The sequence below is a fragment of the Mesorhizobium sp. Arg314 genome, assembly GCF_053714275.1.
In genome coordinates this window covers 25,632-47,520 of record NZ_JBSKBP010000038.1, presented here as the reverse complement: position 1 = coordinate 47,520, position 21,889 = coordinate 25,632, and the positions used below count along the sequence as shown (strand labels likewise).

The following is a 21,889-nucleotide window of genomic DNA, read 5'->3' as shown; positions in this document are numbered from 1 at the left end:
GAATCGAAAAGCGAACAAAACAGAATCAAAGCCACGAGTCGGCCGGACCAAAAACGTTTTTCAGCAGCCTGTTAGAGGTCGTTGCTTGACGCATGTCGTTTTCGCAAAGCCGAGGTCACTTTTGCGCGGCATGCATCAGCCGGGCGGCGCCTTGAAGCGCGACCACAGTTCGTCCAGCATGGTGAGCGCGGCACTTGGCCGGGCTGGCTTCAGCAGGCCTTGCTGCGCGGCGGCCTTCTTGAAGGCGGCAAAGGCAATCGCCGGCCGGCAGATGCCCGCGATCGCGTCGTCCACCAGTCGGACCGCTTCGAGGTAATCCGGCGCCTCCTTGTTCTTCCAGGTTCCGGCCAGCGCCGTCTTGGCTTCGGCGACCGTGGTGACCACCATCGTGCCGCCGTTGACGAAGCGGATGGTGAGCGGCAGGAAACGGCTCATCGGACTTTCACCATCCGAACCATTCGCGCGTGCGCCAGGCAAGGCCGACAAAGGGCGCGGCCGTGAGCATGGCGGCGGCGAGGACAAGGACCGGGTTGTTCATAGGCAAGGATTTCATGTTTCACCGTAAAATTGAGGATGGCCGTAAACGATGACTGCGCCGGACGGTTGCATCCGGGCGCCCGTCGAAGGTTAAATTCCGAGGCTACATATTGCTCGCGGGCCGGACAGGCGGCGCCGGCCGATGCGGCGGGCGCGGGCGCGGCCTGAGCGGCACGTCGGCCAGCGAGGCGCGGACCACCCTGACAGGGATCGGTGGCATGGCGGCGCGCCGGCGCAGCAATGCGGCCGAAAGGCCGCCGACAAAAATTCGAATGTCCATGGGACTCCTCCTCGAGAGTCCCCCCAATACGGAAGCGTTAGCACCGCCGGGCGGCGGCCGCATTTAACTTTGATGTACACCCAAGCGTCTCTGCGAGGTGCAACGAACCGGGGCCAACCTTTTTCGTTGGCATGCGTTGTCCCCTGAAAGGAGACCACCATGCCGACCAGCAGCCGAACGCAGGCGCAAGACGTTTCGCAATTCGGCGCCAAGACGCCGATGAAGCGGCCGGCACAGCCGGAGGAGATCGCGCCGGCCTATGTGTTCCTTGCCTCGCCGCAAATGCTCCAGCTACATCACCGGCGAGATCCTGCCGATCATCGGGGGTTACTGAGCCATCAGGAGGATCCCATGAAGAAAGCTCTTCTCATCGCAGCCCTCGCGCTGATCCCGGCCCTGCCGGCGGCGGCTCAGACGGCCGCCCAGCCGAAAGACCTGCAGGCGCAGAACTGCCAGGCCAAGCCCAACGCCAATGACCAGCAGCAAAAACAAAAGCAAGAGGCCGAGACAGATGAACTGTCGAAGCAGCTCACCAATTGCGGCGGCGTGCTGAAGCCACCACCGACCGGTGACCAGAACGCGATGGCGCCGCCGCCGACAGGCAGCGAGATGCCTGTGATCAAGCCGGGCGAGGTGCCGCCGCAGACGCCGCAGTAAGCGGTCGGCTGGCAAGCTCCGGCCGGAACTCACCCCGTCCTGGCCGGTTGGGGTTTTGAGTGGCGGGTCACCACACCTTCTGACCCGCCGCCTTCGGGCTCCACGGCCCGACGGTTGCCCGCGCTGTCTCTACGCACCGGGCGGGCCCTTTTCTCAACCGGAACCAACCGTCCTGCGCCGAATTGTCATTTGCGGGCCGCGTCAGCCGGACCTGGTGGCAAAGAGAACAGGGCTGGTTTCTTCGGCTTCACGCCCTGGCCAACGAAAAGGCAGTCGAGCTCTTGTCCCACCCGACCCGCTGCGCATCCGGCGCGGGACAGCAAATGGCAAAGCAGACGCAATCCACCGAGGCCAACACCGAACCGCGTAAGGGCATGCCGAGCCCGCGTCTCGGCGAGAGCGAATTCAAGCAGCGCTACGAGCTCGACGCCGACAAGGACATCCAGGCCGAAGTGACGAATGCAGCACTTGCCCTGGCCGAAGCGGTCGAGAAACGGCGGGCAGGGGGGTTCCCCGCCATCGGCGCCGGGCTCGAGGATCCGCGTCCAAAATAGGTGAAGCGAAGATGCCCGGCTGGGTCGACGAAGGCTGGATACTGCTGAAGGAGAGCGTCACCGGCTATATCAACGACAATGCGCTGAGCCACGGCGCAGCGATGGCCTTTTACGCCACCACTTCGCTGGCGCCGATCCTGCTGATCGTTGTCGCGATCGCCGGCATCGTCATCGGCAACGATGCCGCCCAGCTGGCGCTGTCGGCCGAGATATCCGGCGTCATGGGTTCGCAGAGCGCCGATCTGCTGAAGGCCACGATCGAAACCGCTTCGCACCGCTGGTCGGGCACTTTGGCAACCCTCATCGGGCTGGTGACGCTCTTCGTCACCGCGTCCGGCGTCTTCGGCGAGATGCAGCAGTCGCTCAATAAGATCTGGAAGGTGAAACCCGACGGCGTGTCGCTGTCGCGGCTGGTGCGGGCGAGGGCGGCGAGCCTCGGTCTCGTGGCCGCGCTCGGCTTCCTGCTCCTGGTGTCGCTCGCGGCGAGCACGGCGATCGCCGCGCTCGGCGAGTTGATCAACCGCAGCCTGCCGTTTGGAGAATTCATCGTCAGCTCTGTCAACACGGTCGTCTCCTTCGTGCTGATCGCGTTGCTCTTCGCCGCGATCTACAAAGTCCTGCCGGACCGCAGGCTCAAATGGCGCGATGTCGGGATCGGAGCGGTGGTCACGGCGCTGCTGTTCACCATCGGCAAGTCGCTGATCGGTTGGTACATCGGCACCAGCGCCATCGCCACCTCCTATGGCGCGGCCGGCGCGCTGATGGTGGTGCTGGTCTGGGTCTATTATTCGGCACAGATTTTTCTCTTCGGCGCCGAGATCACGCGCGCCTATTCGGTGCGGCGAGGCAGCCGGCGCGACCTCGCGGCGGTCGTGGCGGACGCTAACGAGCGGGCTGCGTCGCCCCACGCCAGGCAGGCAGCCAAACCCGAGGCGACAATGCCGGCTAACGCTGGCGGTGCTGGCACGGCGGCGCCTCGGCCACCGGCATTCGCCGGCGAGATCGGCATATGGATTGTCATCTCCAGCCTGATCACGCTGCTGGTCACGCGGGTCTTGCGCCCAAGAGGCTGAAGCATCCATCGAGGTAGATTCCCGCAAGAAATCAGCAGGCTCCAAAGCCGCAGGCAGCCCTCGATCTTCATCACTAAACCTCTGGAACGAAAGCCAGTTCTGCGAATTGGTATTTCGTCTCGAAAACAACAGGAGGTTACTATGGGACGCGGTATATTGCTTTGGCTGCTCGGAGTTCCAATCCCGATCATCATCCTGCTTATGCTGTTCGCGCGGTAGGAGATGTGTGATGAATCCCGCAGTAACTGACGTCGAACTTTCCGGCGCTGCTGAATCTTCGTCTTCCGCCGTGAGCTGGGGGCCGATCATCGCCGGCGCCTTCGCCGCGGCGACGCTGACGGTGGTCCTGATGCTGATCGGCTCCGGGCTGGGGCTAACCATGGTTTCGCCCTGGACCGGCGCCAGCGCTTCGGCCACCACTTTCGCGGTTTCGGCCGCCGTCTGGCTGATCGTCGTGCAATGGCTTTCGGCCGGGCTGGGCGGCTATTTGACCGGCCGGCTGCGGACGAAATGGGTTGGTATTCATGACAACGAAGTCTACTTCCGCGATACCGCGCACGGCTTCTTGGCCTGGGCGCTGGCAACGCTGCTGGTTGCCGGCGTGTTCGGTTCCGCCTTGTCCGCAACCATCGGCGCGGGCGTGCAAGCGGCGTCCAACGTCGCTGCCGGCGCGGCCGCGGGTGCTTCGTCGGCGGCCGCGAATGGCGCCGGCGGCGCAACCGACAGCAACGGCCTGGGCTATTTCGTCGATCAACTCTTCCGCCCCGCCGACAGCGGCGCCGTCGCCCCGGCTGGCCAGAATGATGCCGGCACGACGACGCAGGCAACGCGCATCCTGGTGGCGAGCGCCGCCAAGGGCGAAGTGTCGGCCGACGACAAAGCCTATCTTGCGAAGCTGGTAGCCTCCCGCACCGGGCTTTCACAGGCCGACGCCGCCAAGCGCGTCGATACCGTTCTTGCCGGCATCGAAGACGCCAAGAACAAGGCCAAGGCGGCCGCCGACACGGCCAGGAAGGCAAGTGCCACCTTCGCGCTCGTCGGCGCCCTGTCGATGATCGTGGGGGCTTTCATTGCCAGCGTTGCCGGAGCGCTAGGCGGCAGACAGCGCGACGAAGACGAGGCGCTTTTCGTTCGCGGCTGACGAAACCTCGGCTGCCTTCGGCATGCATCGTCAAACGCGCCCGCTGGCTTCGCCGGCGGGCGTTTATTGTCAATGGATAACGCCGACCGGTTGTGTCTCAGTTTGGAATTTGAGCTTAGTTTTTTTTGGCGACGAGGATGTGAGCCTCTCTCAGAAGAGAGGTCCACTCGTAGCCGAGCAAGGCGATGAGCTCGCGAGCCTGCGCTTCGGTTATGCCTGTCTCGTCCAGCAGGCGTCGAACGAAATACTCCTCGTCAGTCCCGCTGGGTGGGCCATGCTCTTTGTTGGCCATTGGAGCTGCCCCTTTCAAGCCAAACGGGCCTATCCGACTTCTGTTCCTATCGGCGAATTGACTCGTAGGTGACACAATTCAGGCGTATCGTTGCGGGGTCGTCCGATCTGCAACGGCTACGGACGCTTGGAAGAGTTCATCAAGCTTTCGCCCACTCTATGAGAGGCACTGCGATATGTTGAGGACTCTATGGGGCGTTGCCGACCCCGAACAACTGGCCGCGCTCGGAAAGCTCTTGGAACAATACGCGAAAGAGATGGGCATCTCTGGAGACGACGAAGCGCGCAAACTTCTGGCAGCGCGCATCATGGGCCTGTTCAACGAAGGCGTAACGGCACCGGAGGATATACGGCGCCGCTTGGATTCTAGCCAAGCCGCGATCTAGTCTGCCCTCTTGTAAGGGGCCGCGCTTGCCCGGCTTCGGTGCAACGGCGTCCATCTTCTCGCAAAAGGTCTTCTATCGACCGGAAGAGCGTCTGAGACATGCCAGCTTGGCCTAGCGGCAAAATTTCAAACTGACACACTACCCGCTGACCGGGGCACGCCCCCGCTTCCGTCAGCAAGCGCCGTGCGACGGCTTCGCCGAGCTTGGCGCCCTACCGCTCTTCCCGCCGTTTCTCGATTTCGTAGGAGAGCCAGCGGCAGAACATGCCGATGATCGAGGTGGCGGCTCCGCCGAGCAGACAGGCCGTCAGCAAAGGACTTTTCGATGCGCTGTCCCAGCTGACGATCGCCAGCAGGGTCACGCTCACCGTGGAGATCAGATAGCCTGTGCCCTTGAGCAGATGAAGCGACGATCTGGTCATGCTGGTCCGCCTTCGAGATTTGAACAATCAATCCTGACCGAGGTTCCATTCGCGCGGTGTCCCTCCGGATGGCTGGTGAACCGCGGCTCAGGCGTTGGCCGCGTTTCTCGTCTTGGCTGCCGCGCAGCGGGCGCGGAACGCCTCGACCTCGGCCTCGGTGAGATGCTCGATGCCGATGAAATCGTTCTTGGCATGGCCCGAGCGGATCAGTTCGTCGAGCTTGGCCTGGATCGCCGCGCCGTCGCGGTTCTGCGTGTTCTGGATCAGAAACACCATCAGGAAGGTGACGATCGTGGTGCCGGTGTTGATGACGAGCTGCCAGGTCTCCGAATAATCGAAGATCGGGCCGGTTGCTCCCCAGAGCAGAACCGAGCCCAGGCAAAGGGCGAAAGCCCACGGCCTGCCGGTGGCATGAGCGACGGCCGCCGCCATGCGATTGAACGCCTTTTCCATGGGATGGGACTCGGGGGGATGGCAGCAACGAGCCCGGCAAACTGCCAAGGCTCGGCGGATGCCGGATCGAGGGAAGATCCAGCCGTCCGCTGATCGCCGCTATGCGGCCTCGGCCGCTACATTGACGGCGGATTCGGCAAGCTCGGTGAGCGCCGCGTCCGTTTCCTTTTCCTCGCCCAATGTCTTGTCGAGCAGGTTGACCGCCTCGGTCAAGCCGAGTTCGGAAGCCCATGTCCGAAGCGTGCCGTAGCGTGAGATTTCATAATGCTCGACCGCCTGGGCCGCGGCCAGCAGGCCGGCGTCGAGCGAGGGCGAGCCCTTGTACTCCTCCATGATCTCGGCGCCTTCCTCGGTGATGCCCATGATGGCGGCGCAGGTCTTGCCGACGGGCTTCTTGTCGATCACCTCGAACACTTCTTCGAGCCGCGCGACATGCTCCTCGGTCTGGACGCGATGCTTCTCGAAGGCCGTTTTCAGGTCACCGCTCTGCGCGGCCTTTGCCATCTTGGGCAGCGTGGCGAGGATCTTCTTCTCAGCGAAATAGATGTCTTTCAGCGTGTCGTGGAAAAGTTCGTTGAGGCCTTTCTTCGAGGCCGCCTTCGTCGTCGCCATGTTCGCATCTCCTGGTGGGGTTGGATCGTTGTCAACACGGCCGCCCGCAAGTTGTTCCGAACAGATTTTTTGCCGGTTAGGGCCCAGAAAGATCATTTGTTATTGACGAGGTCCGCGCTGATCTTCCGGCGCTTCGACTAATGCATGTCGCCCAGAAGTGTGCAGCGGTTCTGGGACAACGACATGCATCAAAACAAAGAGTTAAAGCGCGTCGCCTGAATCCGGTTCTGCGCGACGCGCTTTAGGCCCAGAACTCCAGAATTTCGTCCACTGGAGCGACCTCGACATGGTGCGAATATCTTTTGGTGAACAGCCTCACGATACTGTCATAGGCTTCGTCGGAGGTGCCGCAAATCGCATCCTCGGCGGAGACCGTCCGAAAGCCGAAATCGATAGCTCCAAGGAGCGTCGCCAGAACGCACATGTCGGCCTCGCCTCCGCTGACGGCAATGGGGTCGACATCCTCACCCGACCGCCCACGGCCCGGGAGGCATGAACATGCGCTGCATGTCGACACAGATATGCACGGCGTTTGGAGGAATGAGGCTGGAGACAGGCATCCGCCATTCACTAGCCGGCGAATTTTCGCTTGAAGGATTTCATCCCCTTCGTCAGCGAAAGCTTGGCCTCGGCAGCGTTCTGCCAGCCCTTCAGCTTGATTTTCTTGCCGGTACCCAGCACCGACGAAAGGAAGAATTGTTCTATTTCCCGGCGAAGGTCCTGTGGGACATCGGCGGCAGCCACGGGCTCATCCGGCGCGTCTTCTTTGTGAGGGCAAAAGATATACCTGTCGTTGCGAACCTTCGTGCCGTCGGGATCATGCTGCTTAACCCTCAGTGCGCCCAGTAGGTCGCACTTGATGACGACGCCCGGCGCCGCAGCCGCCTGGTGAATGACCAGGCCGTCCAGCGGATCGCCGTCATCGCCCAACGTCGAAGGTACGAAACCCCAATCGTAGGGATAGGTGTTCCCGACAGGAAGAGGCCGAGAATATTCAAACACGCCGGTCTTCGGCTCATAGGCCAGCTTTGCCGCGGACCCGCGCGGCGTTTCAACGATCACACGAAACAGATTGCGGCAGGTTGCCGGGAGTCTCAGATAGTCCGCCATGGCCAAGCTCGATCGCAGTAAGGTTTGGCAAGAGAACCTCGCAGTGGCGCGAATGTTCCCGACCGTCCCTTGCCGACCGATGGCCGTCGCCAAGCGGCAACGTCGGGCGTCATATTTCCTTTCGCTTGGAACTTTTTGCCAAGACGCGCGCTTCTCACAAGCAGTTATTTCCAACCTCGGCAGGGAGCAGGCAAATGAATACCAAAATGCTTTGCATGAGCGCGATCGCGTTTTCACTGGCCACCGGCGCAGCCATGGCCGGCGGCACCACAGGCACCTCGGCATTGGACGATCCGCAAAAGATGGCGCCCTTCTTCACCGACGCCGGGATGAAGACGATGAGATCCGGCGACGCTTTCAAGAAGGCATGGATGGCCATGTCCGAAACAGACCGTACGTCGATCAAGAAGGACTGCGGCGACAATGCCATCGCCAAGAAGCACGACAATTTCTGCAAGATGACGAAGGAACTCGGCGGCGCAAACTGACGCCGGTCGATCGACAAGGAACGGCGGCTGTTTCGGCCGCCGTTTTTTATTGTCAACGCGCCGGGCCGAAATACATGCTTCAAGCATTGCGTCGCATGAAGCCGGGTTTTGAGCGAGGGTTGTCGCCGGGCGACGGGATGACTCCGTGGGATATCGTCAAGGCGCCGGCGGATATACTTCAAAGGCCGCTCGATTTGACGCCGCCTACACAAACCACTGCGCGATGAGGGCGATCGACGAAACCGCCATCGTCGATGTCGACAGCCAGCCGAGGGCGCGCAGCCAGCCTTTGACTGGGAATTCCCCCATAATGTCCTTGCGACCGGCCATCAGCATCATGATGACCATGACCGGGACAGCGCAAACGCCGTTGATCACGGCGCTCCAGTAAAGCGCCTTGATCGGGTCGATCGGGGTGAACATGATCCCAGTCCCAAGGGCGGTCGCGGCGGCAAGCGTTGCGTAAAACGCCACCGCTTCCTTCGGCTTGCGCTGAAGGCCGACCGGCCAGCGCATCGCCTCGCCGACGGCGAAAGCCGCTGAGCCCGCCAGCACCGGAACCGCCAGAAGTCCGGTGCCGATGATTCCCGCCGAGAAGATGATGAAGGCGAATTTTCCAGCCGCCGGTTCCAGCGCCTTTGCCGCGTCGGTGGCCGAAGCAATGTCCGTCACCCCTGCTTTGTGGAGTGTGGCGGCCGTGGTGAAGACGATCGCGATGGCGATCAAATTCGAAAAGGCCATTCCAACCAGCGTGTCGGCGCGTATCCGCCGGAATGCCCTGGAGGCTTGCCATGGAGCCCACCGCAGCGGCTTGGCGGCTGGCTTGAGTTCTTCCTCTTCGACTTCCTGCGAGGCTTGCCAGAAGAACAGATAGGGCGAGATCGTCGTGCCGAGGATCGCGAGCAGCGTGATGAAGAAAGTGCCGCTCCATTCAATATGCGGAATGAACAGCCCTTTGGCCGCATCGGCCCAGGGCACATTCGCGGCGAACATCGCAACGACGTAGGCGAACAGGCTCAGCGTGGTCCATTTGAGGACTTTCACGTAGCTTGTGTAGTCGAGGAAGACGATCGCGCAGATACAGATGATCGCGAAAGCGATCACATAGAGCGGGCTCGGCCCGCCGATGAGCAGTTTCACCGCGTCCGCCATGGCGCTGAGATCGGCGCCGATGTTGATGACGTTGGCGACAAACAGGAACATCACCACAAGGTAAAGCAGCGACGCCGGATAGTGCCGGCTGAGGTTGCCGGAAATACCCTTGCCCGTGGTGCGGCCGATGCGGGCGGAGATCTCCTGGATCGCCGCCATCAGCGGGAAGGTGAACAGCATGACCCAGCCGATGTTGAAACCGAGTTGGGCGCCGGCCTGACTGTAAGTTCCGATGCCGGACGGATCGTCATCAGACGCGCCGGTGATGAAGCCCGGCCCGATCATGCGCAGGAACCGTTGGAACGGGCCCTTCGCCAGCGTGTTGCTTTGTTCTTTCTCGATTTGCGAACCGACTTCGGTCATGGCCGGCCTTTCCAGGTCTGCCCGAGCGGGAAGGGAGCGGCCATCGAGGCGCCAGCGACGATCGGTATAGTTGGCGCGATAGGCCAGGGGCGGCTGTTCTGCATGAAATAAGCAATGGCTAATAAAGACATGAGGTAACCGGCGGATGTGACATCGGTTCCACGGTGACCGTCACCTTGGCATCGCGGGCACCGACCCTCATCAACATTTGTTTAGCCGGGCAGCGTTTTCGGCGACTGGGTCATCCAGCTTCCGCGGCCCACAACCTTCTGGGTTAGAAGATGCCGGGAACAGCGCATCGGCACCCTCGGCCGTGCGACAACGCGATTTTCTCGATTGCCGGGAAAGGCCTGTTTCGCAAATATATCCAGGCCGTCTTGTCGTGAACCAAATTTGACGCTATATCTACGAACGTCGATCTTGTTGAACGAACGTTGTTTCAGCGCTTTGCGCCCTGACGATCTTCCCTCTCAATTTCGAAAACCGTGACGTTTGGCGTTCCGCCAAGCGGCGGTGACTTGTGTCGATTTGAAAGGAAATCGTTATGATTACTGGAACAGTGAAGTTTTTCAACGCCACCAAGGGTTTTGGCTTCATCGAGCAAGGTAATGGCCAGCCGGACGTGTTCGTTCACATTTCCGCTGTGGAGCGCGCAGGGTTGCGTTCTCTCGTGGAAGGCCAGAAGGTCAGCTTTGACGTCGTCAAGGATGCCCGCAGCGGCAAGAGCGCCGCGGAGAACCTCCAGGCCGCCTAAACCATGCGTCGGCGCCTTTGACCACGGATGTACCGGCATTGGTGCCGAGGTTTTGAGGGAAGGTCGGGCTCGCCCGGCCTTTTTCATTTTGCATAGCGAGGTAGCAGATGGCTGATACGAATGTGTTCAAGCCGAAAGGCGACGCCAAGAACGAGGCCACCACGAAAACCGCGCGCGCGATTATCGACAGCGACGCGGCGGCCAGGATCGCGAAGACCGCCCGGCTTCGAGCCGCGAGGCTGGCGCGCGAGCCGGTGGAGGAAGTGCCGAAGAAAGCCAAGAGGAAGGCGGCTGGCAAGTGAGCGGCTAGTCCGCCCAACCTTTCAATTTTGCCGCCCTCTGTCGGGCCAGATCCGCGTAGACCTCTGAGCGGTCGCCGTCATATCTGTCGATCAAGGCAATTGCTGCCGGCCGGCTGATCTTGCCGATCTTCATGATGAATTCGAGCTCATGCCTGGGGATGGCCAATGCCCATCGGGCGAGCCGGTCGCGCTTCGATCCCTTCGCCATCTCGGTTCTCAACGCATGGTGTGACAGAACGCCGGGCGCCGGGGCGAAGAGCCAGCGCCGCCCGCTACTTCTGGCAGGCCGCAAGAGCGGCGGCCGTCCAGCTGGATGTTTCGGGCGTCACCGGAAGCCGAGGAAGCTGAGTATGGCAAGGACAATGACGATTGCTCCCACGAGCCGGATGATGTTGTTCGTGTCTTCTCTCTCAATATCGGAGCACGCTCGCGCCGTCTTCGGCGGAGTCCATTTCGAAGTTATCTGTTGACGACGATGCGCTGCTTGTTGCGCCTCTCGCCTTCGACCAACGGGAGCGAATGACTTACGTTCCGGGCATAGGCCCACCGTCTCGCGTGCCCCGGACCGAAGTCTTAACGGAACTTCCCACCCTCTCTTGGCGATCGGCTTGAGCCAGGCTGTCAATGATTTTTGCGATCGTTGGGAGGACCGCCTCGGCCGTTCTTTCGCGCCAGCTTGTCGAGTAGGCTTCGAAGGCGCTCGGAAAGTTGACCGTCTATCCGGAAAAGCGGCCACGTGCGTAAATGCCGCCTCATCGTCTCATTGGAAAAATGCCGTCTCAGCAAACCGGCAAGCACTTCCTTACGACGTCGATCCTGGGCCATTTTTTCACGCACATCCTGACCACTGCGAAACAGGATGCGCTTGGACTTGTTCCGGCGCGCAATCGTGATTTGTTACCGGAGCTGGCCTCTCGATGTCGTCTGCAGCAGACAAGGCAAGTGGGCGCTTGGAAGAGAAGGGCACGCTTTCGCCCATTTCAGAGGGAGGAGAGCGATGGCTTTTCCCTATTCTCGACCCCGAGGACCTGACCCTTCTCACTCCGGCCATCGACGACTACTGCCAGGCTTTTCACTTCAAGGCCGATAGTGAGGAGCGCCTGACCGAAAAAGCAAAATCAACCCGCAATTGAGGTGCGCCATCCTAGAGGTCCGTCATGGCGACGGCCGTCGGAAGATCTCCATAGACAGGAGCCATGCCGTTCCTTTCTGGAAGCGACGTAAGGTGGCGCGCCAGGAGCGTCGCGACGGCAAGCCAAATCCGGATAATCCGACATGCCGGCGCCATCGAACCTGTTGCGCCGGCCGAGGGATTGCATGTCGGCTTCATCAGCTCCTGAACATCGCGAGGTGGCGGACTTCATCGCCTCGGGCTATAGCCCCGAGCGCGACGAGGCCGGGCTGGAGGCGATCGAGAAGGCGGCCGACAGGGTGCTCGAAGAAACCGGCATCCGCTTCCTGGACGATCCGGAAACCCTCGACATGCTGAAGCAGGCGGGTGGCTTGGCAGCCGGCGATATCGTGCGGCTGGACGGGGCTGAATTGCGCCGCATCGTGCGCCGGCATGCGCCGGCGAAATTCCTGCTGCGCGGCAGGAACCCGGCGCGGGACACGACGGTCGGCGCGGGCGCGGCGCCGGTCTTCGCGCCGATCTACGGCGCGCCCAATGTCGTGCTCGACGACGCAACGAGAGTGGCCGGCAGCCGGCAGATTTATGCCGAGCTCGTCGCCGCCGCGCATGCCGCCCCTGGCTTGTCCAACACAGGGCAGATGATCTGCGTCATGGAGGACGTCGCCGACGACGGGCGACCGCTCGAGATGCTGCTTGCGCATCTCATCCATTCCGACAAACCGTTCATGGGCAGCATCGCTTCGCCGGCCGCCGCCGGGGCGGTGATCGACCTGACCGCCGCCGCGGTCGGCAGGCCGGCTCTTGCCGGCGAATGCAATCTCGTCCACCTGATCAACGCCACGCCGCCGCTCACCTATTGGCCGAACCCGTTGAAGTGCCTGCGGGCGATCGCGCTGAAGGGCGAGGCGAGCATGGTCTCGTCCTACATGATGATGGGCGCGACGGCGCCCGTCACCGTGGCCGGCGCGCTTATCCAGGGTTATGCCGAGGTGCTGGCCGGCCTTGCGCTGGCGCAGCTCTGGCGTCCGGGCGCGCCGGTAGTGATGGGTATCCTTGGTTATCCGTTCGACATGCGCCGGATGCTTCCGAACTTCGGCGATCCGGCCTCGCAGCTCGTCCAGTTCTACGCCGCCGGGCTCGGCAGGCGGCTCGGTGTGCCGGTGCGGGGCGACGGCGCCATCACCTCAGCCAAGATCGACGATGCGCAATCCGGCGCCGAAGGGGGCAGGGTGGTTTCGGCGGCGCTGGCCTCGGGCGCGCATTTCATCCTCCATGCCGCCGGCTGGCTGGAGCAGGGCCGCACGGTGTCGCTCGCAAAATTCCGCCGCGACGCCGAGGCGCTGGCGGAGCTCGGCCATGGCATGCCGGCCGAGCCGCCCACGCCGCTCGATCGGCGGATCGAGAGGGAGATACGCGGCCACCTTGAGCGGGCTTGACCGGCTCACGAAAACGGGCGCTGCCGCGCGGCAACGCCCTTCGTTTCGGGAGCGATCGCTACCAGCCTTGCATGCTGTACCAGTCGTCGATGTCGCGGCGCACCCGATCCTTCTCTAACCCGTAGCGTTCCTGGATCTTGCCTTCGAGCTGGTCGCGTTTGCCCGCGATGCGGTCAAGGTCGTCGTCGGTAAGCTTGCCCCACTGTTCCTTGACCTTGCCCTTCATCTGCTTCCAATTGCCTTCGACGCGGTTCCAATCCATTGCCGGACCTCCTGTTTGGATACGCAGGGCTAACGGCAACGCGGTCGCGAGGTTCCTGCCAAAAGCTTTTCTCCGGCGGGCGATGTCGGTCGCTAATGCGTTTCACCGTTTCACGGAAACGGCGAACCGCCCTACCTCCTTGTTTTGGCGCAATTCCCGACGGAAAACCGCTCACACTCTTCCTGGAATTGCCCTAGGCCCGACGGCCTGGCGAGGCTTCATGCGGCCGGGCTTCTTTTTAGCTGCACCTGTCAGCGCTGCGTCCTCAATAATCCCGGAGCGACGGGAACATTCTCCTAGTGCCGGTGTTCTTGAAAGCAGGAATGGCGCGCAGCCCCGCTCCCCCGCGAAGGGCGCGCCGTCAGACCGGGTTCAACCCCGAGCAAGCCCGCCTCGGCCGTCCCTCGCCGGGGCGGGCTCTATTGTGACGAGATCGGAAGGGATCATGCTTCACAAAGCAGCACAGATTGCAGCTGATGCCCATCGCGGCCAGAAGGACAAGACGGGGCGGCCCTACATCGAGCATCTGAGACGTGTCGCCGATTCGGTCGAAACGCTGGACGAAAAGACCGTCGCCTACCTGCATGATGTTGTCGAGAAAGGCGAGGGCTGGAGCCTCGACCGCCTGCATGGCGCCGGCTTCGGCGTGGTGGTGGTGGCGGCGGTCGACGCGCTGACGAGGCGGATGGACGAGAGTGAGGAGGGCTTCCTCTGCCGCGCCGCATCGAACGAGGTTGCATTGCCGGTGAAGATAGCCGATCTGCGCGACAATCTCTGGCAGGCGCACCAGGCTGGTGTCGATCCGAACCGGTATGAGACCGGGCTCGGCATTCTGGGCGAACTGGCCGCCAGGGGCTGACCGGTCTTTTCGAGACCCACATCCGCTTTGAGGCAAAACCGTCGGCGGCGCCGGCTATTTTTCGAGTTGCAGCAGATCGACCGGCGCGTCGGGCGTCGAGCGTTGCCGCAGCGCCTTTTCGAGATCGTTGCGGTTGTCGGGGCCCAGGACCTCGGGCAGGTCGAGCGCCGTCAGGGCATGATCGTCGAACTCGATGGGAGCCCCGTAGAGCTGCGAAACCTCCATCACCAGGTTTTCAATGTCCTCGCGGGCGATATTCTCGGCAAGGTTCTTGAGCCTGATCTCTTCCGACAGTCTAATGATGTTGATGATGCCGTTGATCCGCAGTGCCTCCTGGACCTTGCAGTGGGCATCATCGCGCAGCCGATTGGAAAATCCTCGTAACATTGGAAATGCCTCCTTTCTTGGAGGTTGTCCCTCTGCCAGCCACCATGCGCCCAGGATTTGCGAATGACAACACACAAATGTTAAAAGACTTAAATAAATCAATGAGTTAGCATAGCACGACATATGTAGTTTCGAGATATCCTTGGTATCGTTAGCTTGAGCCACCTTTCAGAGGTTAAGCATTCTTGACGCCCTATGAGGTAAACCCTACTTTTACTCATATTGAGACACTTACTCATTCGTGGCGCTGGTTGTCTGAGGGAGGCGGGGCGTGGCTGAGCTGGAAAGGCCGCAAAGGCTGCAGATCATGCTTACCGACGAGGAGTTGGGGGCATTGGAAAACTGGCGTTTCGAGAGGCGAATGCCGAGCCGCTCGGCCGCGGTGCGCGAACTGTTGCGCCGCGGGCTTGCGTCGGATGGCTTTCTAACCGCCGGCGCTGGCGTTAAGTCACAGGATTTCGGCATCATATCGCCGGACAAGAAGGCCGGCGATGGCTCCAGCAATTCGAAGCCGTAAGCAGATGCGATACGACCCTCGACATGTTGCCCTGATTTGCGCCGGCCCTAACTAATGTCCATGGCCAGTTCCGGGGGGACCTTTCGACAGAACGCGAATGCCGACGCGCGCCTCGCGGCAATCGTCGATTCTTCCTATGACGCCATCATCGGCAAGGATCTGAACAGCATCATCACCGATTGGAACCGCGCGGCCGAGCGCATGTTTGGCTACAGCGCCGAGGAGGCCATCGGCCAGCCGATCCTGATGCTGATCCCCGAGCATATGCAGAACGAGGAAGTTGAGATCATCGCCAAGATCCGCGCGGGGGAGCGAATCCCCAGCTTCGAGACCGCCCGAAGGCGCAAGGACGGATCGCTGATCGCCGTTTCGCTGACCATATCGCCGATCAAGAACAGCGCCGGCGAGATCGTCGGCGCCTCCAAGATCGCCCGCGACATCAGCGCCGCCAAGGAAAGCGAGCGCCGCATCCGGCTCTTGATGCGCGAGGTCAACCACCGCGTGAAGAACCAGTTCGCGGTGATCCTGTCGATGGTCAGGGAAACCAGCAAGCGCTCGACCGACCCCGGCGAGTTCGAGGAACTGATCCGCGCCCGTATCATGGCGCTGTCACGCTCGCACGACCTTCTGGTCACCTCGGAATGGGCCGGCGCCAGCCTGTTCGATCTCGTCCAGGAGCATTTGAAGCCCTTCGGCCATGAGGAGCGCATCTCGCTTTCCGGGCCGCTGCTGACGCTGCAGTCGAATGCCGTGCAGAATCTCGGCATGGCATTCCATGAGCTCGGCACCAACTCCTCCAAGTATGGCGCGCTGGGGGCCGAGGGTGGCCGTGTCGAAATCACCTGGAAGGTCGAGGCCGGCCCGGACGCGCAGCGGCGCTTTCGTCTTCTCTGGCACGAGACATCCAGTGCGCCGGCCGTCGGAGCTCAACAGAGCGAGGGCAAGGGTTTTGGCGAGCGCAAGGGTTTTGGCACAGTGGTGCTGCAGCGGGTGGCGCCGCAGTCGCTGAGCGGTTCGTCCAGCCTTGAACGCTCGCCCGGCAGCGTGAAATGGGCGCTCGACGCGCCGCTCGAGGCAATCGTCGTGCCGCAGCTCGGCGCCGAGGACGGAAGCGATTTCAATGGGTAAGGCGCCCGCGCGGCCGGCTCCTCCCTTGCAGGCCCGTAAAAATGTATTACATCAAGTAACAGAGCGTGCCTGATTGCACGCCAAATGCAGTTGCTTTGGTCAAGCTTCATCGATGGAGGTTGTCATGGCAAGCAAACTGATGGAAGAACGGAAGAGCAAGGACTGGGTCACCCTGGTTCTCGCGATATGCCTGTTCATCTCTCCCTGGGTCATCGGATTCACCGCGGCAATGGTGCCCGCGTGGAACGCCTGGATTGTCGGCGTTCTGCTCGGCGCTCTGGCCTTGGCGACGCTTTCGATGTTCGCCGAATGGGAGGAATGGGTAAATCTCGTCCTCGGGCTTTGGCTGATCGTCTCGCCCTGGCTGCTGCACTTCGCGGCTGACAGGAACGTAATGCTCACGCACGTCATCCTCGGCGTGCTCGTGATCGCGGCGTCGGCCTGGGCCGTCTGGGACGTTCGCCACCCGCACGCGCATGCGTAAGCGGTGAAAGACCGGGAGCCCGCCGTGCAAGCGGCGAGCTCCTTTGACTTTGATATCGGGGCATGGGGCTGAACGGCGATTGCGGTGTCTTCACGCAATTGCTGCAACCGGAAACGTTTTCGTGCATTCTTGGGAATGGCCTCGATGCTCCGCCCCGACGCTCCCGCCAAATGCTGCTCCTATTGCGGCGGCCGCGACCACGATTTCGAGGAGTGCCCCAAGCGCAAGGCCGATGCGGAGAAGGAAGAGGCGGCGCGGGTGGCCGAGCCCGCTGATGCGGACCCGGCTCAACAGGCCCGTCAGTCCGACCGGACTTGATCGCAGTTCAGCGAAGGGAGCGCTTCAGCTTCGCCGCCTTGCGCAGGTCGTCATTCATTCGCGTCTGCCAGCCCGGCCCTTTTGCACGGTAAGCACTGACCACGTCGGGATCGAGCTTCAGTGAGACGGCTATTTTCTTGACTTCGGCGCGCGGCCGGCCGGGTTTGCGGCGTAGTTTCAGAAGTGCGAGCGGCTGGGCGTCCGGGTCGGCAAGCGCCGCAGCCGCGATCGCCACATCCTCGTCGTCGGACATACGCGCAAGCGCGGCCCGGGCCATGGCGCGCGCCTCTTCGCGGGTGCGCGTCGGCGGAGTTGCCTCGCGGCGTACAATCGTAGCGCGGCTAGAGGCTTTCGACATAGTTCGCGATCTCCTTCCTCGTGGCCTTGCGCAGCGAGATGACCGGATATTTTCGTCGCGCTCGACATAAACCATCACACAGACGGACAGGGCGATAATGCCGGTGGCGAGCAGACGTTCCTCGCCATAGATTTTGCTGTCGTGGATGAATATGACAGCGTTCGCGAAATCAAATTCAGCTGCGAGCGCGAAATCGACACCGTGCTTGGCCTTGGCGTGCACACCTACCCACGCAGCGCACGCCCCGCCGCCTCGGCAAAGGAAATGTCGCCCTTGATCTCGCGCATGGCCATCGACGTCACAGTGCGGCGCACGCCGGGCAAGCGGCTGAGCTCCTCGCGCAGCATGCGGTCAAGCGCCATCATGTCGACGGTGACGATCTGCAGGAGATAATCGGCTTCGCCGGTGGTGGCATAGCAGCGGCGGATCAGCGGATGCTTCTTCACCGCCGCCTCGAAGGCGTCCGACACCTCGAAGTCGATCGACACCTGGATAAAGGCCTCGATGCCGAAACCGATCCTGGCCGGGTCGATGCGGGTCGAATATCCACGGATGATTCCGGCGTCCTCCAGCGCCTTCACCCGCTTCCAGCACGGCGTCTTGCTCAAGCCGACTTCCGCGGCCAGCTCGGCGAAGGAGACCCGCGCATCGCGCTCGAGCGCGGCAACTATTCTGCGGTCGAGAGCATCCAGCATGTTCCGTTCTCCATATCGGCAAAAAGATCGATGATCGTCCTTCATTTTATGTCATTTGGATAACAGAAAGAAACAATGTTCAAGCCAAAAGCGCTATCCTTGTCGCGAGATCGGGAACCTGCCCGCGAGGAGATGAGCCATGGACAAGACCGACTATCACGCCCGTATCGAGGCGCCCGAAATGCGCGACTACGGCGTCTATCTGAAATGCGATCGGCTGCTCGCCTGCCAGAAGCCGCTCTCCGAGATGGTCAATGCCGACGAGTTGCAGTTCCAGATCGTGCATCAGGTCGAGGAGCTCTGGATGAAGCTCATCGCCTATACGCTGGTCGACGTGCTCGATTACCTGGAAATGCAAGACACGCACCGCATCGTCACGCTGATGGGCCGCGTGCACCGGCTGATGCGCATGATGACAGCGCAGCTCGATCTCCTGGAAACCATGTCGCCGAAGGAATACCAGCAGATCCGCCTGCAGCTCGGCAATGGCAGCGGCCAGGAATCGCCGGGCTTCAAGCTGTTGCTGCGCCTGCCGCCGGATCTTTGGCGGGCCTTCAAGCATGCCTATCTCGACGGCCGCGGGCTGACCGTGGCGGATATCTATGACGAACACTACGACCACGGCGATTCCTATGTCGTGGCCGAGGCGCTGATCGAGTTCGACGAGCTGTTCCAGAAATTCCGCGCCAACCACCTTTATCTCATCCACCGCTCGATCGGCCTGGGCGCGAAGTCGCTGAAAGGCAGGCCGGTGGAGATCCTCGAAGGCGGCGCCCGCCACCGCTTCTTCCCCGATCTCTGGGACATTCGCTGCGACATGACCGACCGCTGGGGCGCCGAGTACGGCACCGTGCGGGATTCGATCAGCCATCCGCCGCAAGCCAAGGCGGGGTGAGGGGCCGAGCTTCCCCTTCTCCCCTTGTGGGAGAAGGTGTCGCCGGAGGCGACGGATGAGGGGTGTTCCAGGGAAAACCAGCGTCTCACTCCGCTGGAACACCCCTCATCCGTCTCGGCGCTACGCGCCGATCCACCTTCTCCCACAAGGGGAGAAGGAAAGGGCGTCGCACCTCCGGCCAAACAATTTTTCCGACCCCTTGTCGGAACCGCATCCCTCCGCCCGTCCTTGGAGCATCAACAGAAACAATCCGGAGGGATCATCGTGGAAGCGCAATCGACCTGGCAGACCGTTGCCATTCTCATCGCCCGGCTGATCTTCGCCGCCATGTTCGCGATGGGGGTGGCTTTCAAGGTCATGGATATGGGCGCCACCGCCGGCTACATCGCCGCCGCCGGCTTCCCGTTTCCGCTGTTTCTGGCCTGGTGCGCGGCGATCCTCGAAACGCTGTTGGTGATCGCCTTCCTCACCGGCGCTTTCCTGACCCCGGCGGCGCTGATCGGCGCGGTCTATGTCGTCTTTCTCGGCTTCGCCTTCCACGGCCCGTCGCACTGGGCCGCGGAGCAGGCCGAGTTCGGCGCCTTCATGTCGCATTTCCCGTTCGCCGCCGGCCTGCTCTTCGCCGCGGTGCACGGCCCGGGCAGCGTGCTTGCCTTAAAGCAAGGCTGGCCGGGCAGGGCCTGACCCTTTTCCTTCTCCCCGTTTACGGGGAGAAGGTGCCCGGAGGGCGGATGAGGGGCGGCGCCGTTCGGCGCCCACACCGACCCCTCACATCTGGTCGTTATACGGCTCCTTCATCTGCCCGACCATGCGCGCCAGTTTCGAGAAGGACGGGATGTCCGCCTCGGGCTGGCACTGGTTGGCGAGTTCCAGGAGCCGGATCGGAAAATTGACGGCGTCGCGGCTCGACGCCGACATGCCGCCCGAGCGCTCCTCGTTGGTTTCGCTGGCCTCGGCCTTGCGCAGTGCGATGTCGATCTCCTCGACGCTCAACACGCCTTTCTTGACGAGCACATGATTGATTGCGGCGACGGCCATCAGCAGGCCTTCGAGTTGAAGATTGGCGACGTTCATGGCGTTCCTCCCATTGACCTCGTCTCAAGAACGCATGAGGGCCGTTTCCGATCCGGGTGGAGGCAAAGCCTGGGCGGACTACGCCTCCATCCACCGCTCGCCATATTCGCTCCAGAGCCGCCTGATCTCGCGGTTGCCGAGCGGCGGCGTCTGGCGGTCGCCATAGGAGATGGCGGCGGCGCTGAGGTCGTACTGGCCCTCGGCCCGGGCAATGAAGCGGATCGCCTCGCCGAGCGGTCTCGAATGGAAGATCGGATCGGCCTGGCCTCGGCCAAGGCTGCGAACGCCCGAAATGCTTGCAGGCACATGCCGCATCCGAAAAACGGATGCCATGGCAGGTCTGTCCATGCCGCTCTCCGCGATTCCCTTGCGGAATGATCCCATAAGCCCCGGCTAATGACCAGCCCGGGACAACCGGCCACCAACAGGGCAGGGACGGCACAACCTTGAAAGAAAAAGGGCCCGGCCTTGCAAAAGGGAAAGGCCGGCGCAAACGGCCCGGCCTTCCTTCCGCTCGGCCGCCGCAAGGCAGCCTCCGCTTACCACTGTGAACTACCCCGGCCGGTGCGGCCGGGGACGGAAATCCTACCGGTGCCAGCGGCGAAGCCAGTCCGGATCGGGGTCGGAGCTTCTGGCGATCGCCATGCCGGCCAGCACGCCGACCAGGCCGCCGATCAGCATGGCCGTGGAGAAGGTGCCGGGGTTCTGCTGCACGGTTTCCGACACGCTCTGCGCCTGGCTGCGCAACTGCCTGGCCGCGCGGGAGGCACGGTCCGACGCGCCGCTATAAAGGTTGGAAGCGCGATCGGAGGCGCCGGAGTAGAGGTTCGAGGCGCGGTCGGCCGCGCTCTGGTACCAGCCATTCGCCTCCTCGGCTTGGTCGGACAATGCCCGATTGAGCCGGTTCACCTCGCGCTTCAGTTCCGCTATCTGCTTCTTCATGGCGCCGTCCGATGCCTTGGAAGTGCGTGCGCTGCTGCGCGACGCAGCGCTACGGGTGCGAGCCGCGCTGGTTGCCGGCTTGCCGGTTCCATTGGCCGCGTTGCTGGTGGTGCTTTCGTTGTCTGCCATGGGTTTCTCCTTTTGCCCCTTGCAACGGCCGGGAAGCTGCATGGTTCCCGCGCGAAATGCTTAAGCGGCTGAGCAGGTTTGAGGCCGAGTGACGGGCGTGTTCACAAAACAACGGCCGCGGGGAAACCCGCGGCCGTTGCGCGACGAAACGATTTGACGAGTTACAACCTTACTTGCCGCAATTGTTGTCGTTGACGTTCGGCTGCACCGTGCTGGCCGCGGTATTATTGGCGTCGCCCTGCGCGCCCTGCGGGCTGTTCGAGCAGTTCTTGTCGGCGTTGGAGTTCATATCGCCGCCGGTGATGCTGCCGGTCGTCCCGGTATCGGGCGCTGCCTAGTCAGGCGGTGGGGTGGCCGGCGTCCTCGGATCCGCGGTGATGGTCTGGCCGCTGCCGCCCGCGCCGTCGGTCGAGTTCGCGGTCTGGGCCATCGCCGCCGTGGCGAGGCCGATCGTCAGGGCCGAAGCTGCAAGAATCCTCGTAAGCATGATCTTCTCCTCTGTTGCGAGACGGTTCGTCTCTTGCAGGGCCTGTCGCGTTGCGACTAAGCGTGGAACCCGCCCCGCCACGGTTGGTTCCGACAAAATTTAGCCCGGCCGGGGGTTTCCGGTTCAATCTATGGCTGTGGCGTGCGTGGCGTCTCGCCGAGGTCGCGGTCAGAGAGATAGGAAAATTTACCTAATATCTATTGCCCGGTGAG

Annotated in this window: 35 protein-coding genes and 1 pseudogene; 18 read left to right on the top strand and 18 right to left on the bottom strand. The window is 62.3% G+C overall.

Annotated elements, in window-relative coordinates:
• Positions 1 to 135: 135 nt before the first annotated feature.
• Positions 136 to 435 (bottom strand): DUF982 domain-containing protein, encoded by a 300-nt coding sequence (locus ACWGS9_RS27850; RefSeq protein WP_454508255.1) that lies wholly within the window; start codon positions 433 to 435, stop codon positions 136 to 138.
• 205 nt (positions 436 to 640) lie between these two features.
• Positions 641 to 817 (bottom strand): hypothetical protein, encoded by a 177-nt coding sequence (locus ACWGS9_RS27845; RefSeq protein ID WP_320216225.1) that lies wholly within the window; start codon positions 815 to 817, stop codon positions 641 to 643.
• Between the two features lie 171 nt (positions 818 to 988).
• Here ACWGS9_RS27845 and ACWGS9_RS27840 point away from each other — a divergent pair.
• From ACWGS9_RS27840 to ACWGS9_RS27820, 5 genes and pseudogenes are all read left to right on the top strand, one after another.
• Positions 989 to 1,151 (top strand): annotated as a pseudogene (locus ACWGS9_RS27840) (SDR family oxidoreductase); the annotation flags it as partial.
• Positions 1,152 to 1,168: 17 nt separating this feature from the next.
• On the top strand, positions 1,169 to 1,474 hold the full coding sequence (locus ACWGS9_RS27835; protein WP_454508254.1) for a hypothetical protein: 306 nt from the start codon (positions 1,169 to 1,171) through the stop codon (positions 1,472 to 1,474).
• Between the two features lie 323 nt (positions 1,475 to 1,797).
• Positions 1,798 to 2,028, top strand: coding sequence for a hypothetical protein (locus tag ACWGS9_RS27830; RefSeq protein WP_454508253.1), 231 nt, complete (start codon positions 1,798 to 1,800; stop codon positions 2,026 to 2,028).
• An 11-nt stretch (positions 2,029 to 2,039) separates the two neighbouring features.
• The gene (locus tag ACWGS9_RS27825; protein ID WP_454508252.1) at positions 2,040 to 3,101 is read left to right on the top strand and encodes a YihY/virulence factor BrkB family protein; all 1,062 of its coding nucleotides are present in this window, start codon (positions 2,040 to 2,042) and stop codon (positions 3,099 to 3,101) included.
• Positions 3,102 to 3,330: 229 nt separating this feature from the next.
• Positions 3,331 to 4,242, top strand: a complete 912-nt coding sequence (locus ACWGS9_RS27820; RefSeq protein ID WP_454508251.1) for a hypothetical protein — start codon at positions 3,331 to 3,333, stop codon at positions 4,240 to 4,242.
• Positions 4,243 to 4,357: 115 nt separating this feature from the next.
• Here the strand turns inward: ACWGS9_RS27820 and ACWGS9_RS27815 are convergent, their stop codons facing one another.
• A complete protein-coding gene (locus ACWGS9_RS27815; protein ID WP_454508250.1) occupies positions 4,358 to 4,534 on the bottom strand; it encodes a hypothetical protein in 177 nt (58 codons plus the stop codon).
• A gap of 175 nt (positions 4,535 to 4,709) precedes the next feature.
• Here ACWGS9_RS27815 and ACWGS9_RS27810 point away from each other — a divergent pair, with 175 nt between their 5' ends.
• Positions 4,710 to 4,919, top strand: coding sequence for a hypothetical protein (locus tag ACWGS9_RS27810; protein ID WP_454508249.1), 210 nt, complete (start codon positions 4,710 to 4,712; stop codon positions 4,917 to 4,919).
• Between the two features lie 211 nt (positions 4,920 to 5,130).
• On the opposite strand, the gene ACWGS9_RS27805 is transcribed toward ACWGS9_RS27810, so the two are convergent.
• From ACWGS9_RS27805 to ACWGS9_RS27785, 5 genes are all read right to left on the bottom strand, one after another.
• Positions 5,131 to 5,340 carry a hypothetical protein gene (locus ACWGS9_RS27805; protein ID WP_454508248.1) on the bottom strand — a complete coding sequence of 70 codons (210 nt, stop codon included), beginning with the start codon at positions 5,338 to 5,340 and terminating at the stop codon, positions 5,131 to 5,133.
• Positions 5,341 to 5,427: 87 nt separating this feature from the next.
• The gene (locus ACWGS9_RS27800; protein ID WP_454508247.1) at positions 5,428 to 5,793 is read right to left on the bottom strand and encodes a low affinity iron permease family protein; all 366 of its coding nucleotides are present in this window, start codon (positions 5,791 to 5,793) and stop codon (positions 5,428 to 5,430) included.
• A 99-nt stretch (positions 5,794 to 5,892) separates the two neighbouring features.
• Positions 5,893 to 6,405, bottom strand: a complete 513-nt coding sequence (locus tag ACWGS9_RS27795) for a YciE/YciF ferroxidase family protein (RefSeq protein WP_320216217.1) — start codon at positions 6,403 to 6,405, stop codon at positions 5,893 to 5,895.
• Positions 6,406 to 6,646: 241 nt separating this feature from the next.
• Complete coding sequence (locus ACWGS9_RS27790) at positions 6,647 to 6,922, bottom strand: isochorismatase family protein (protein WP_454508246.1); 276 nt, start codon at positions 6,920 to 6,922, stop codon at positions 6,647 to 6,649.
• Between the two features lie 53 nt (positions 6,923 to 6,975).
• Positions 6,976 to 7,515, bottom strand: a complete 540-nt coding sequence (locus tag ACWGS9_RS27785) for an inorganic diphosphatase (RefSeq protein ID WP_454508245.1) — start codon at positions 7,513 to 7,515, stop codon at positions 6,976 to 6,978.
• Between the two features lie 194 nt (positions 7,516 to 7,709).
• Between ACWGS9_RS27785 and ACWGS9_RS27780 the strand changes: the two genes are divergently transcribed.
• Positions 7,710 to 8,003, top strand: coding sequence for a hypothetical protein (locus ACWGS9_RS27780; RefSeq protein ID WP_454508244.1), 294 nt, complete (start codon positions 7,710 to 7,712; stop codon positions 8,001 to 8,003).
• A gap of 204 nt (positions 8,004 to 8,207) precedes the next feature.
• On the opposite strand, the gene ACWGS9_RS27775 is transcribed toward ACWGS9_RS27780, so the two are convergent.
• Entirely contained in the window at positions 8,208 to 9,518 is a 1,311-nt protein-coding gene (locus ACWGS9_RS27775) for an Nramp family divalent metal transporter (RefSeq protein WP_454508243.1), read from the bottom strand.
• Positions 9,519 to 10,062: 544 nt separating this feature from the next.
• Here ACWGS9_RS27775 and ACWGS9_RS27770 point away from each other — a divergent pair.
• Positions 10,063 to 10,272 carry a cold-shock protein gene (locus ACWGS9_RS27770; protein ID WP_320216213.1) on the top strand — a complete coding sequence of 70 codons (210 nt, stop codon included), beginning with the start codon at positions 10,063 to 10,065 and terminating at the stop codon, positions 10,270 to 10,272.
• Between the two features lie 107 nt (positions 10,273 to 10,379).
• A complete protein-coding gene (locus ACWGS9_RS27765) occupies positions 10,380 to 10,574 on the top strand; it encodes a hypothetical protein (RefSeq protein ID WP_454508242.1) in 195 nt (64 codons plus the stop codon).
• A 4-nt stretch (positions 10,575 to 10,578) separates the two neighbouring features.
• On the opposite strand, the gene ACWGS9_RS27760 is transcribed toward ACWGS9_RS27765, so the two are convergent.
• Positions 10,579 to 10,782, bottom strand: coding sequence for a hypothetical protein (locus ACWGS9_RS27760; protein ID WP_454508241.1), 204 nt, complete (start codon positions 10,780 to 10,782; stop codon positions 10,579 to 10,581).
• A gap of 709 nt (positions 10,783 to 11,491) precedes the next feature.
• On the opposite strand from ACWGS9_RS27760, the gene ACWGS9_RS27755 reads away from it, so the two are divergent.
• Positions 11,492 to 11,707 (top strand): hypothetical protein, encoded by a 216-nt coding sequence (locus ACWGS9_RS27755; protein WP_454508240.1) that lies wholly within the window; start codon positions 11,492 to 11,494, stop codon positions 11,705 to 11,707.
• Between the two features lie 184 nt (positions 11,708 to 11,891).
• Positions 11,892 to 13,142 carry a trimethylamine methyltransferase family protein gene (locus ACWGS9_RS27750; RefSeq protein ID WP_454508239.1) on the top strand — a complete coding sequence of 417 codons (1,251 nt, stop codon included), beginning with the start codon at positions 11,892 to 11,894 and terminating at the stop codon, positions 13,140 to 13,142.
• A gap of 58 nt (positions 13,143 to 13,200) precedes the next feature.
• Here ACWGS9_RS27750 and ACWGS9_RS27745 read toward each other — a convergent pair whose 3' ends face one another.
• Positions 13,201 to 13,404, bottom strand: coding sequence for a CsbD family protein (locus ACWGS9_RS27745; RefSeq protein ID WP_112097790.1), 204 nt, complete (start codon positions 13,402 to 13,404; stop codon positions 13,201 to 13,203).
• 445 nt (positions 13,405 to 13,849) lie between these two features.
• Here ACWGS9_RS27745 and ACWGS9_RS27740 point away from each other — a divergent pair, with 445 nt between their 5' ends.
• The gene (locus tag ACWGS9_RS27740; RefSeq protein ID WP_454508238.1) at positions 13,850 to 14,263 is read left to right on the top strand and encodes an HD domain-containing protein; all 414 of its coding nucleotides are present in this window, start codon (positions 13,850 to 13,852) and stop codon (positions 14,261 to 14,263) included.
• 54 nt (positions 14,264 to 14,317) lie between these two features.
• Here ACWGS9_RS27740 and ACWGS9_RS27735 read toward each other — a convergent pair whose 3' ends face one another.
• Positions 14,318 to 14,650 (bottom strand): hypothetical protein, encoded by a 333-nt coding sequence (locus ACWGS9_RS27735; RefSeq protein ID WP_454508237.1) that lies wholly within the window; start codon positions 14,648 to 14,650, stop codon positions 14,318 to 14,320.
• A 271-nt stretch (positions 14,651 to 14,921) separates the two neighbouring features.
• On the opposite strand from ACWGS9_RS27735, the gene ACWGS9_RS27730 reads away from it, so the two are divergent.
• The 4 genes from ACWGS9_RS27730 (at position 14,922) to ACWGS9_RS27715 (ending at position 17,097) form a co-directional block, all read left to right on the top strand.
• A complete protein-coding gene (locus tag ACWGS9_RS27730) occupies positions 14,922 to 15,167 on the top strand; it encodes a hypothetical protein (protein ID WP_454508236.1) in 246 nt (81 codons plus the stop codon).
• Between the two features lie 54 nt (positions 15,168 to 15,221).
• Positions 15,222 to 16,295 carry a sensor histidine kinase gene (locus ACWGS9_RS27725; protein WP_454508235.1) on the top strand — a complete coding sequence of 358 codons (1,074 nt, stop codon included), beginning with the start codon at positions 15,222 to 15,224 and terminating at the stop codon, positions 16,293 to 16,295.
• A 124-nt stretch (positions 16,296 to 16,419) separates the two neighbouring features.
• Positions 16,420 to 16,779: an SPW repeat protein gene (locus tag ACWGS9_RS27720; RefSeq protein ID WP_320216205.1), complete on the top strand. Its 360-nt coding sequence runs from the start codon at positions 16,420 to 16,422 to the stop codon at positions 16,777 to 16,779.
• 144 nt (positions 16,780 to 16,923) lie between these two features.
• Complete coding sequence (locus ACWGS9_RS27715; RefSeq protein WP_454508234.1) at positions 16,924 to 17,097, top strand: hypothetical protein; 174 nt, start codon at positions 16,924 to 16,926, stop codon at positions 17,095 to 17,097.
• A gap of 7 nt (positions 17,098 to 17,104) precedes the next feature.
• Here ACWGS9_RS27715 and ACWGS9_RS27710 read toward each other — a convergent pair whose 3' ends face one another.
• Both ACWGS9_RS27710 and ACWGS9_RS27705 read right to left on the bottom strand, forming a co-directional pair.
• Positions 17,105 to 17,677 carry a BrnA antitoxin family protein gene (locus ACWGS9_RS27710; RefSeq protein WP_454508233.1) on the bottom strand — a complete coding sequence of 191 codons (573 nt, stop codon included), beginning with the start codon at positions 17,675 to 17,677 and terminating at the stop codon, positions 17,105 to 17,107.
• A 2-nt stretch (positions 17,678 to 17,679) separates the two neighbouring features.
• Positions 17,680 to 18,150 carry an Lrp/AsnC family transcriptional regulator gene (locus ACWGS9_RS27705; RefSeq protein ID WP_454508232.1) on the bottom strand — a complete coding sequence of 157 codons (471 nt, stop codon included), beginning with the start codon at positions 18,148 to 18,150 and terminating at the stop codon, positions 17,680 to 17,682.
• Between the two features lie 139 nt (positions 18,151 to 18,289).
• Here ACWGS9_RS27705 and ACWGS9_RS27700 point away from each other — a divergent pair, with 139 nt between their 5' ends.
• On the top strand, positions 18,290 to 19,045 hold the full coding sequence (locus ACWGS9_RS27700) for a tryptophan 2,3-dioxygenase family protein (RefSeq protein ID WP_454508231.1): 756 nt from the start codon (positions 18,290 to 18,292) through the stop codon (positions 19,043 to 19,045).
• Positions 19,046 to 19,306: 261 nt separating this feature from the next.
• Entirely contained in the window at positions 19,307 to 19,729 is a 423-nt protein-coding gene (locus ACWGS9_RS27695) for a DoxX family protein (protein WP_454508256.1), read from the top strand.
• Between the two features lie 84 nt (positions 19,730 to 19,813).
• On the opposite strand, the gene ACWGS9_RS27690 is transcribed toward ACWGS9_RS27695, so the two are convergent.
• The 4 genes from ACWGS9_RS27690 to ACWGS9_RS27675 all read right to left on the bottom strand — a co-directional run bounded on the left by ACWGS9_RS27690 (position 19,814) and on the right by ACWGS9_RS27675 (position 21,677).
• Positions 19,814 to 20,119 (bottom strand): hypothetical protein, encoded by a 306-nt coding sequence (locus tag ACWGS9_RS27690; protein WP_320216197.1) that lies wholly within the window; start codon positions 20,117 to 20,119, stop codon positions 19,814 to 19,816.
• 78 nt (positions 20,120 to 20,197) lie between these two features.
• Positions 20,198 to 20,467, bottom strand: a complete 270-nt coding sequence (locus tag ACWGS9_RS27685; protein WP_454508230.1) for a hypothetical protein — start codon at positions 20,465 to 20,467, stop codon at positions 20,198 to 20,200.
• Positions 20,468 to 20,704: 237 nt separating this feature from the next.
• Positions 20,705 to 21,190 (bottom strand): hypothetical protein, encoded by a 486-nt coding sequence (locus ACWGS9_RS27680; protein ID WP_454508229.1) that lies wholly within the window; start codon positions 21,188 to 21,190, stop codon positions 20,705 to 20,707.
• A gap of 334 nt (positions 21,191 to 21,524) precedes the next feature.
• Complete coding sequence (locus ACWGS9_RS27675; RefSeq protein ID WP_454508228.1) at positions 21,525 to 21,677, bottom strand: hypothetical protein; 153 nt, start codon at positions 21,675 to 21,677, stop codon at positions 21,525 to 21,527.
• Positions 21,678 to 21,889: the final 212 nt, after the last annotated feature.

What these genes read in the sequence shown, in the direction of transcription:
- ACWGS9_RS27850 (WP_454508255.1), bottom strand. Translation starts at nt 435, where the DNA reads ATGAGCCGTTTCCTGCCGCTCACCATCCGCTTCGTCAACGGCGGCACG.
- ACWGS9_RS27845 (WP_320216225.1), bottom strand. Translation starts at nt 817, where the DNA reads ATGGACATTCGAATTTTTGTCGGCGGCCTTTCGGCCGCATTGCTGCGC.
- ACWGS9_RS27835 (WP_454508254.1), top strand. Translation starts at nt 1,169, where the DNA reads ATGAAGAAAGCTCTTCTCATCGCAGCCCTCGCGCTGATCCCGGCCCTG.
- ACWGS9_RS27830 (WP_454508253.1), top strand. Translation starts at nt 1,798, where the DNA reads ATGGCAAAGCAGACGCAATCCACCGAGGCCAACACCGAACCGCGTAAG.
- ACWGS9_RS27825 (WP_454508252.1), top strand. Translation starts at nt 2,040, where the DNA reads ATGCCCGGCTGGGTCGACGAAGGCTGGATACTGCTGAAGGAGAGCGTC.
- ACWGS9_RS27820 (WP_454508251.1), top strand. Translation starts at nt 3,331, where the DNA reads ATGAATCCCGCAGTAACTGACGTCGAACTTTCCGGCGCTGCTGAATCT.
- ACWGS9_RS27815 (WP_454508250.1), bottom strand. Translation starts at nt 4,534, where the DNA reads ATGGCCAACAAAGAGCATGGCCCACCCAGCGGGACTGACGAGGAGTAT.
- ACWGS9_RS27810 (WP_454508249.1), top strand. Translation starts at nt 4,710, where the DNA reads ATGTTGAGGACTCTATGGGGCGTTGCCGACCCCGAACAACTGGCCGCG.
- ACWGS9_RS27805 (WP_454508248.1), bottom strand. Translation starts at nt 5,340, where the DNA reads ATGACCAGATCGTCGCTTCATCTGCTCAAGGGCACAGGCTATCTGATC.
- ACWGS9_RS27800 (WP_454508247.1), bottom strand. Translation starts at nt 5,793, where the DNA reads ATGGAAAAGGCGTTCAATCGCATGGCGGCGGCCGTCGCTCATGCCACC.
- ACWGS9_RS27795 (WP_320216217.1), bottom strand. Translation starts at nt 6,405, where the DNA reads ATGGCGACGACGAAGGCGGCCTCGAAGAAAGGCCTCAACGAACTTTTC.
- ACWGS9_RS27785 (WP_454508245.1), bottom strand. Translation starts at nt 7,515, where the DNA reads ATGGCGGACTATCTGAGACTCCCGGCAACCTGCCGCAATCTGTTTCGT.
- ACWGS9_RS27780 (WP_454508244.1), top strand. Translation starts at nt 7,710, where the DNA reads ATGAATACCAAAATGCTTTGCATGAGCGCGATCGCGTTTTCACTGGCC.
- ACWGS9_RS27775 (WP_454508243.1), bottom strand. Translation starts at nt 9,518, where the DNA reads ATGACCGAAGTCGGTTCGCAAATCGAGAAAGAACAAAGCAACACGCTG.
- ACWGS9_RS27770 (WP_320216213.1), top strand. Translation starts at nt 10,063, where the DNA reads ATGATTACTGGAACAGTGAAGTTTTTCAACGCCACCAAGGGTTTTGGC.
- ACWGS9_RS27765 (WP_454508242.1), top strand. Translation starts at nt 10,380, where the DNA reads ATGGCTGATACGAATGTGTTCAAGCCGAAAGGCGACGCCAAGAACGAG.
- ACWGS9_RS27760 (WP_454508241.1), bottom strand. Translation starts at nt 10,782, where the DNA reads ATGGCGAAGGGATCGAAGCGCGACCGGCTCGCCCGATGGGCATTGGCC.
- ACWGS9_RS27755 (WP_454508240.1), top strand. Translation starts at nt 11,492, where the DNA reads ATGTCGTCTGCAGCAGACAAGGCAAGTGGGCGCTTGGAAGAGAAGGGC.
- ACWGS9_RS27750 (WP_454508239.1), top strand. Translation starts at nt 11,892, where the DNA reads ATGTCGGCTTCATCAGCTCCTGAACATCGCGAGGTGGCGGACTTCATC.
- ACWGS9_RS27745 (WP_112097790.1), bottom strand. Translation starts at nt 13,404, where the DNA reads ATGGATTGGAACCGCGTCGAAGGCAATTGGAAGCAGATGAAGGGCAAG.
- ACWGS9_RS27740 (WP_454508238.1), top strand. Translation starts at nt 13,850, where the DNA reads ATGCTTCACAAAGCAGCACAGATTGCAGCTGATGCCCATCGCGGCCAG.
- ACWGS9_RS27735 (WP_454508237.1), bottom strand. Translation starts at nt 14,650, where the DNA reads ATGTTACGAGGATTTTCCAATCGGCTGCGCGATGATGCCCACTGCAAG.
- ACWGS9_RS27725 (WP_454508235.1), top strand. Translation starts at nt 15,222, where the DNA reads ATGTCCATGGCCAGTTCCGGGGGGACCTTTCGACAGAACGCGAATGCC.
- ACWGS9_RS27720 (WP_320216205.1), top strand. Translation starts at nt 16,420, where the DNA reads ATGGCAAGCAAACTGATGGAAGAACGGAAGAGCAAGGACTGGGTCACC.
- ACWGS9_RS27715 (WP_454508234.1), top strand. Translation starts at nt 16,924, where the DNA reads ATGCTCCGCCCCGACGCTCCCGCCAAATGCTGCTCCTATTGCGGCGGC.
- ACWGS9_RS27705 (WP_454508232.1), bottom strand. Translation starts at nt 18,150, where the DNA reads ATGCTGGATGCTCTCGACCGCAGAATAGTTGCCGCGCTCGAGCGCGAT.
- ACWGS9_RS27700 (WP_454508231.1), top strand. Translation starts at nt 18,290, where the DNA reads ATGGACAAGACCGACTATCACGCCCGTATCGAGGCGCCCGAAATGCGC.
- ACWGS9_RS27690 (WP_320216197.1), bottom strand. Translation starts at nt 20,119, where the DNA reads ATGAACGTCGCCAATCTTCAACTCGAAGGCCTGCTGATGGCCGTCGCC.
- ACWGS9_RS27685 (WP_454508230.1), bottom strand. Translation starts at nt 20,467, where the DNA reads ATGGACAGACCTGCCATGGCATCCGTTTTTCGGATGCGGCATGTGCCT.
- ACWGS9_RS27680 (WP_454508229.1), bottom strand. Translation starts at nt 21,190, where the DNA reads ATGGCAGACAACGAAAGCACCACCAGCAACGCGGCCAATGGAACCGGC.
- ACWGS9_RS27675 (WP_454508228.1), bottom strand. Translation starts at nt 21,677, where the DNA reads ATGCTTACGAGGATTCTTGCAGCTTCGGCCCTGACGATCGGCCTCGCC.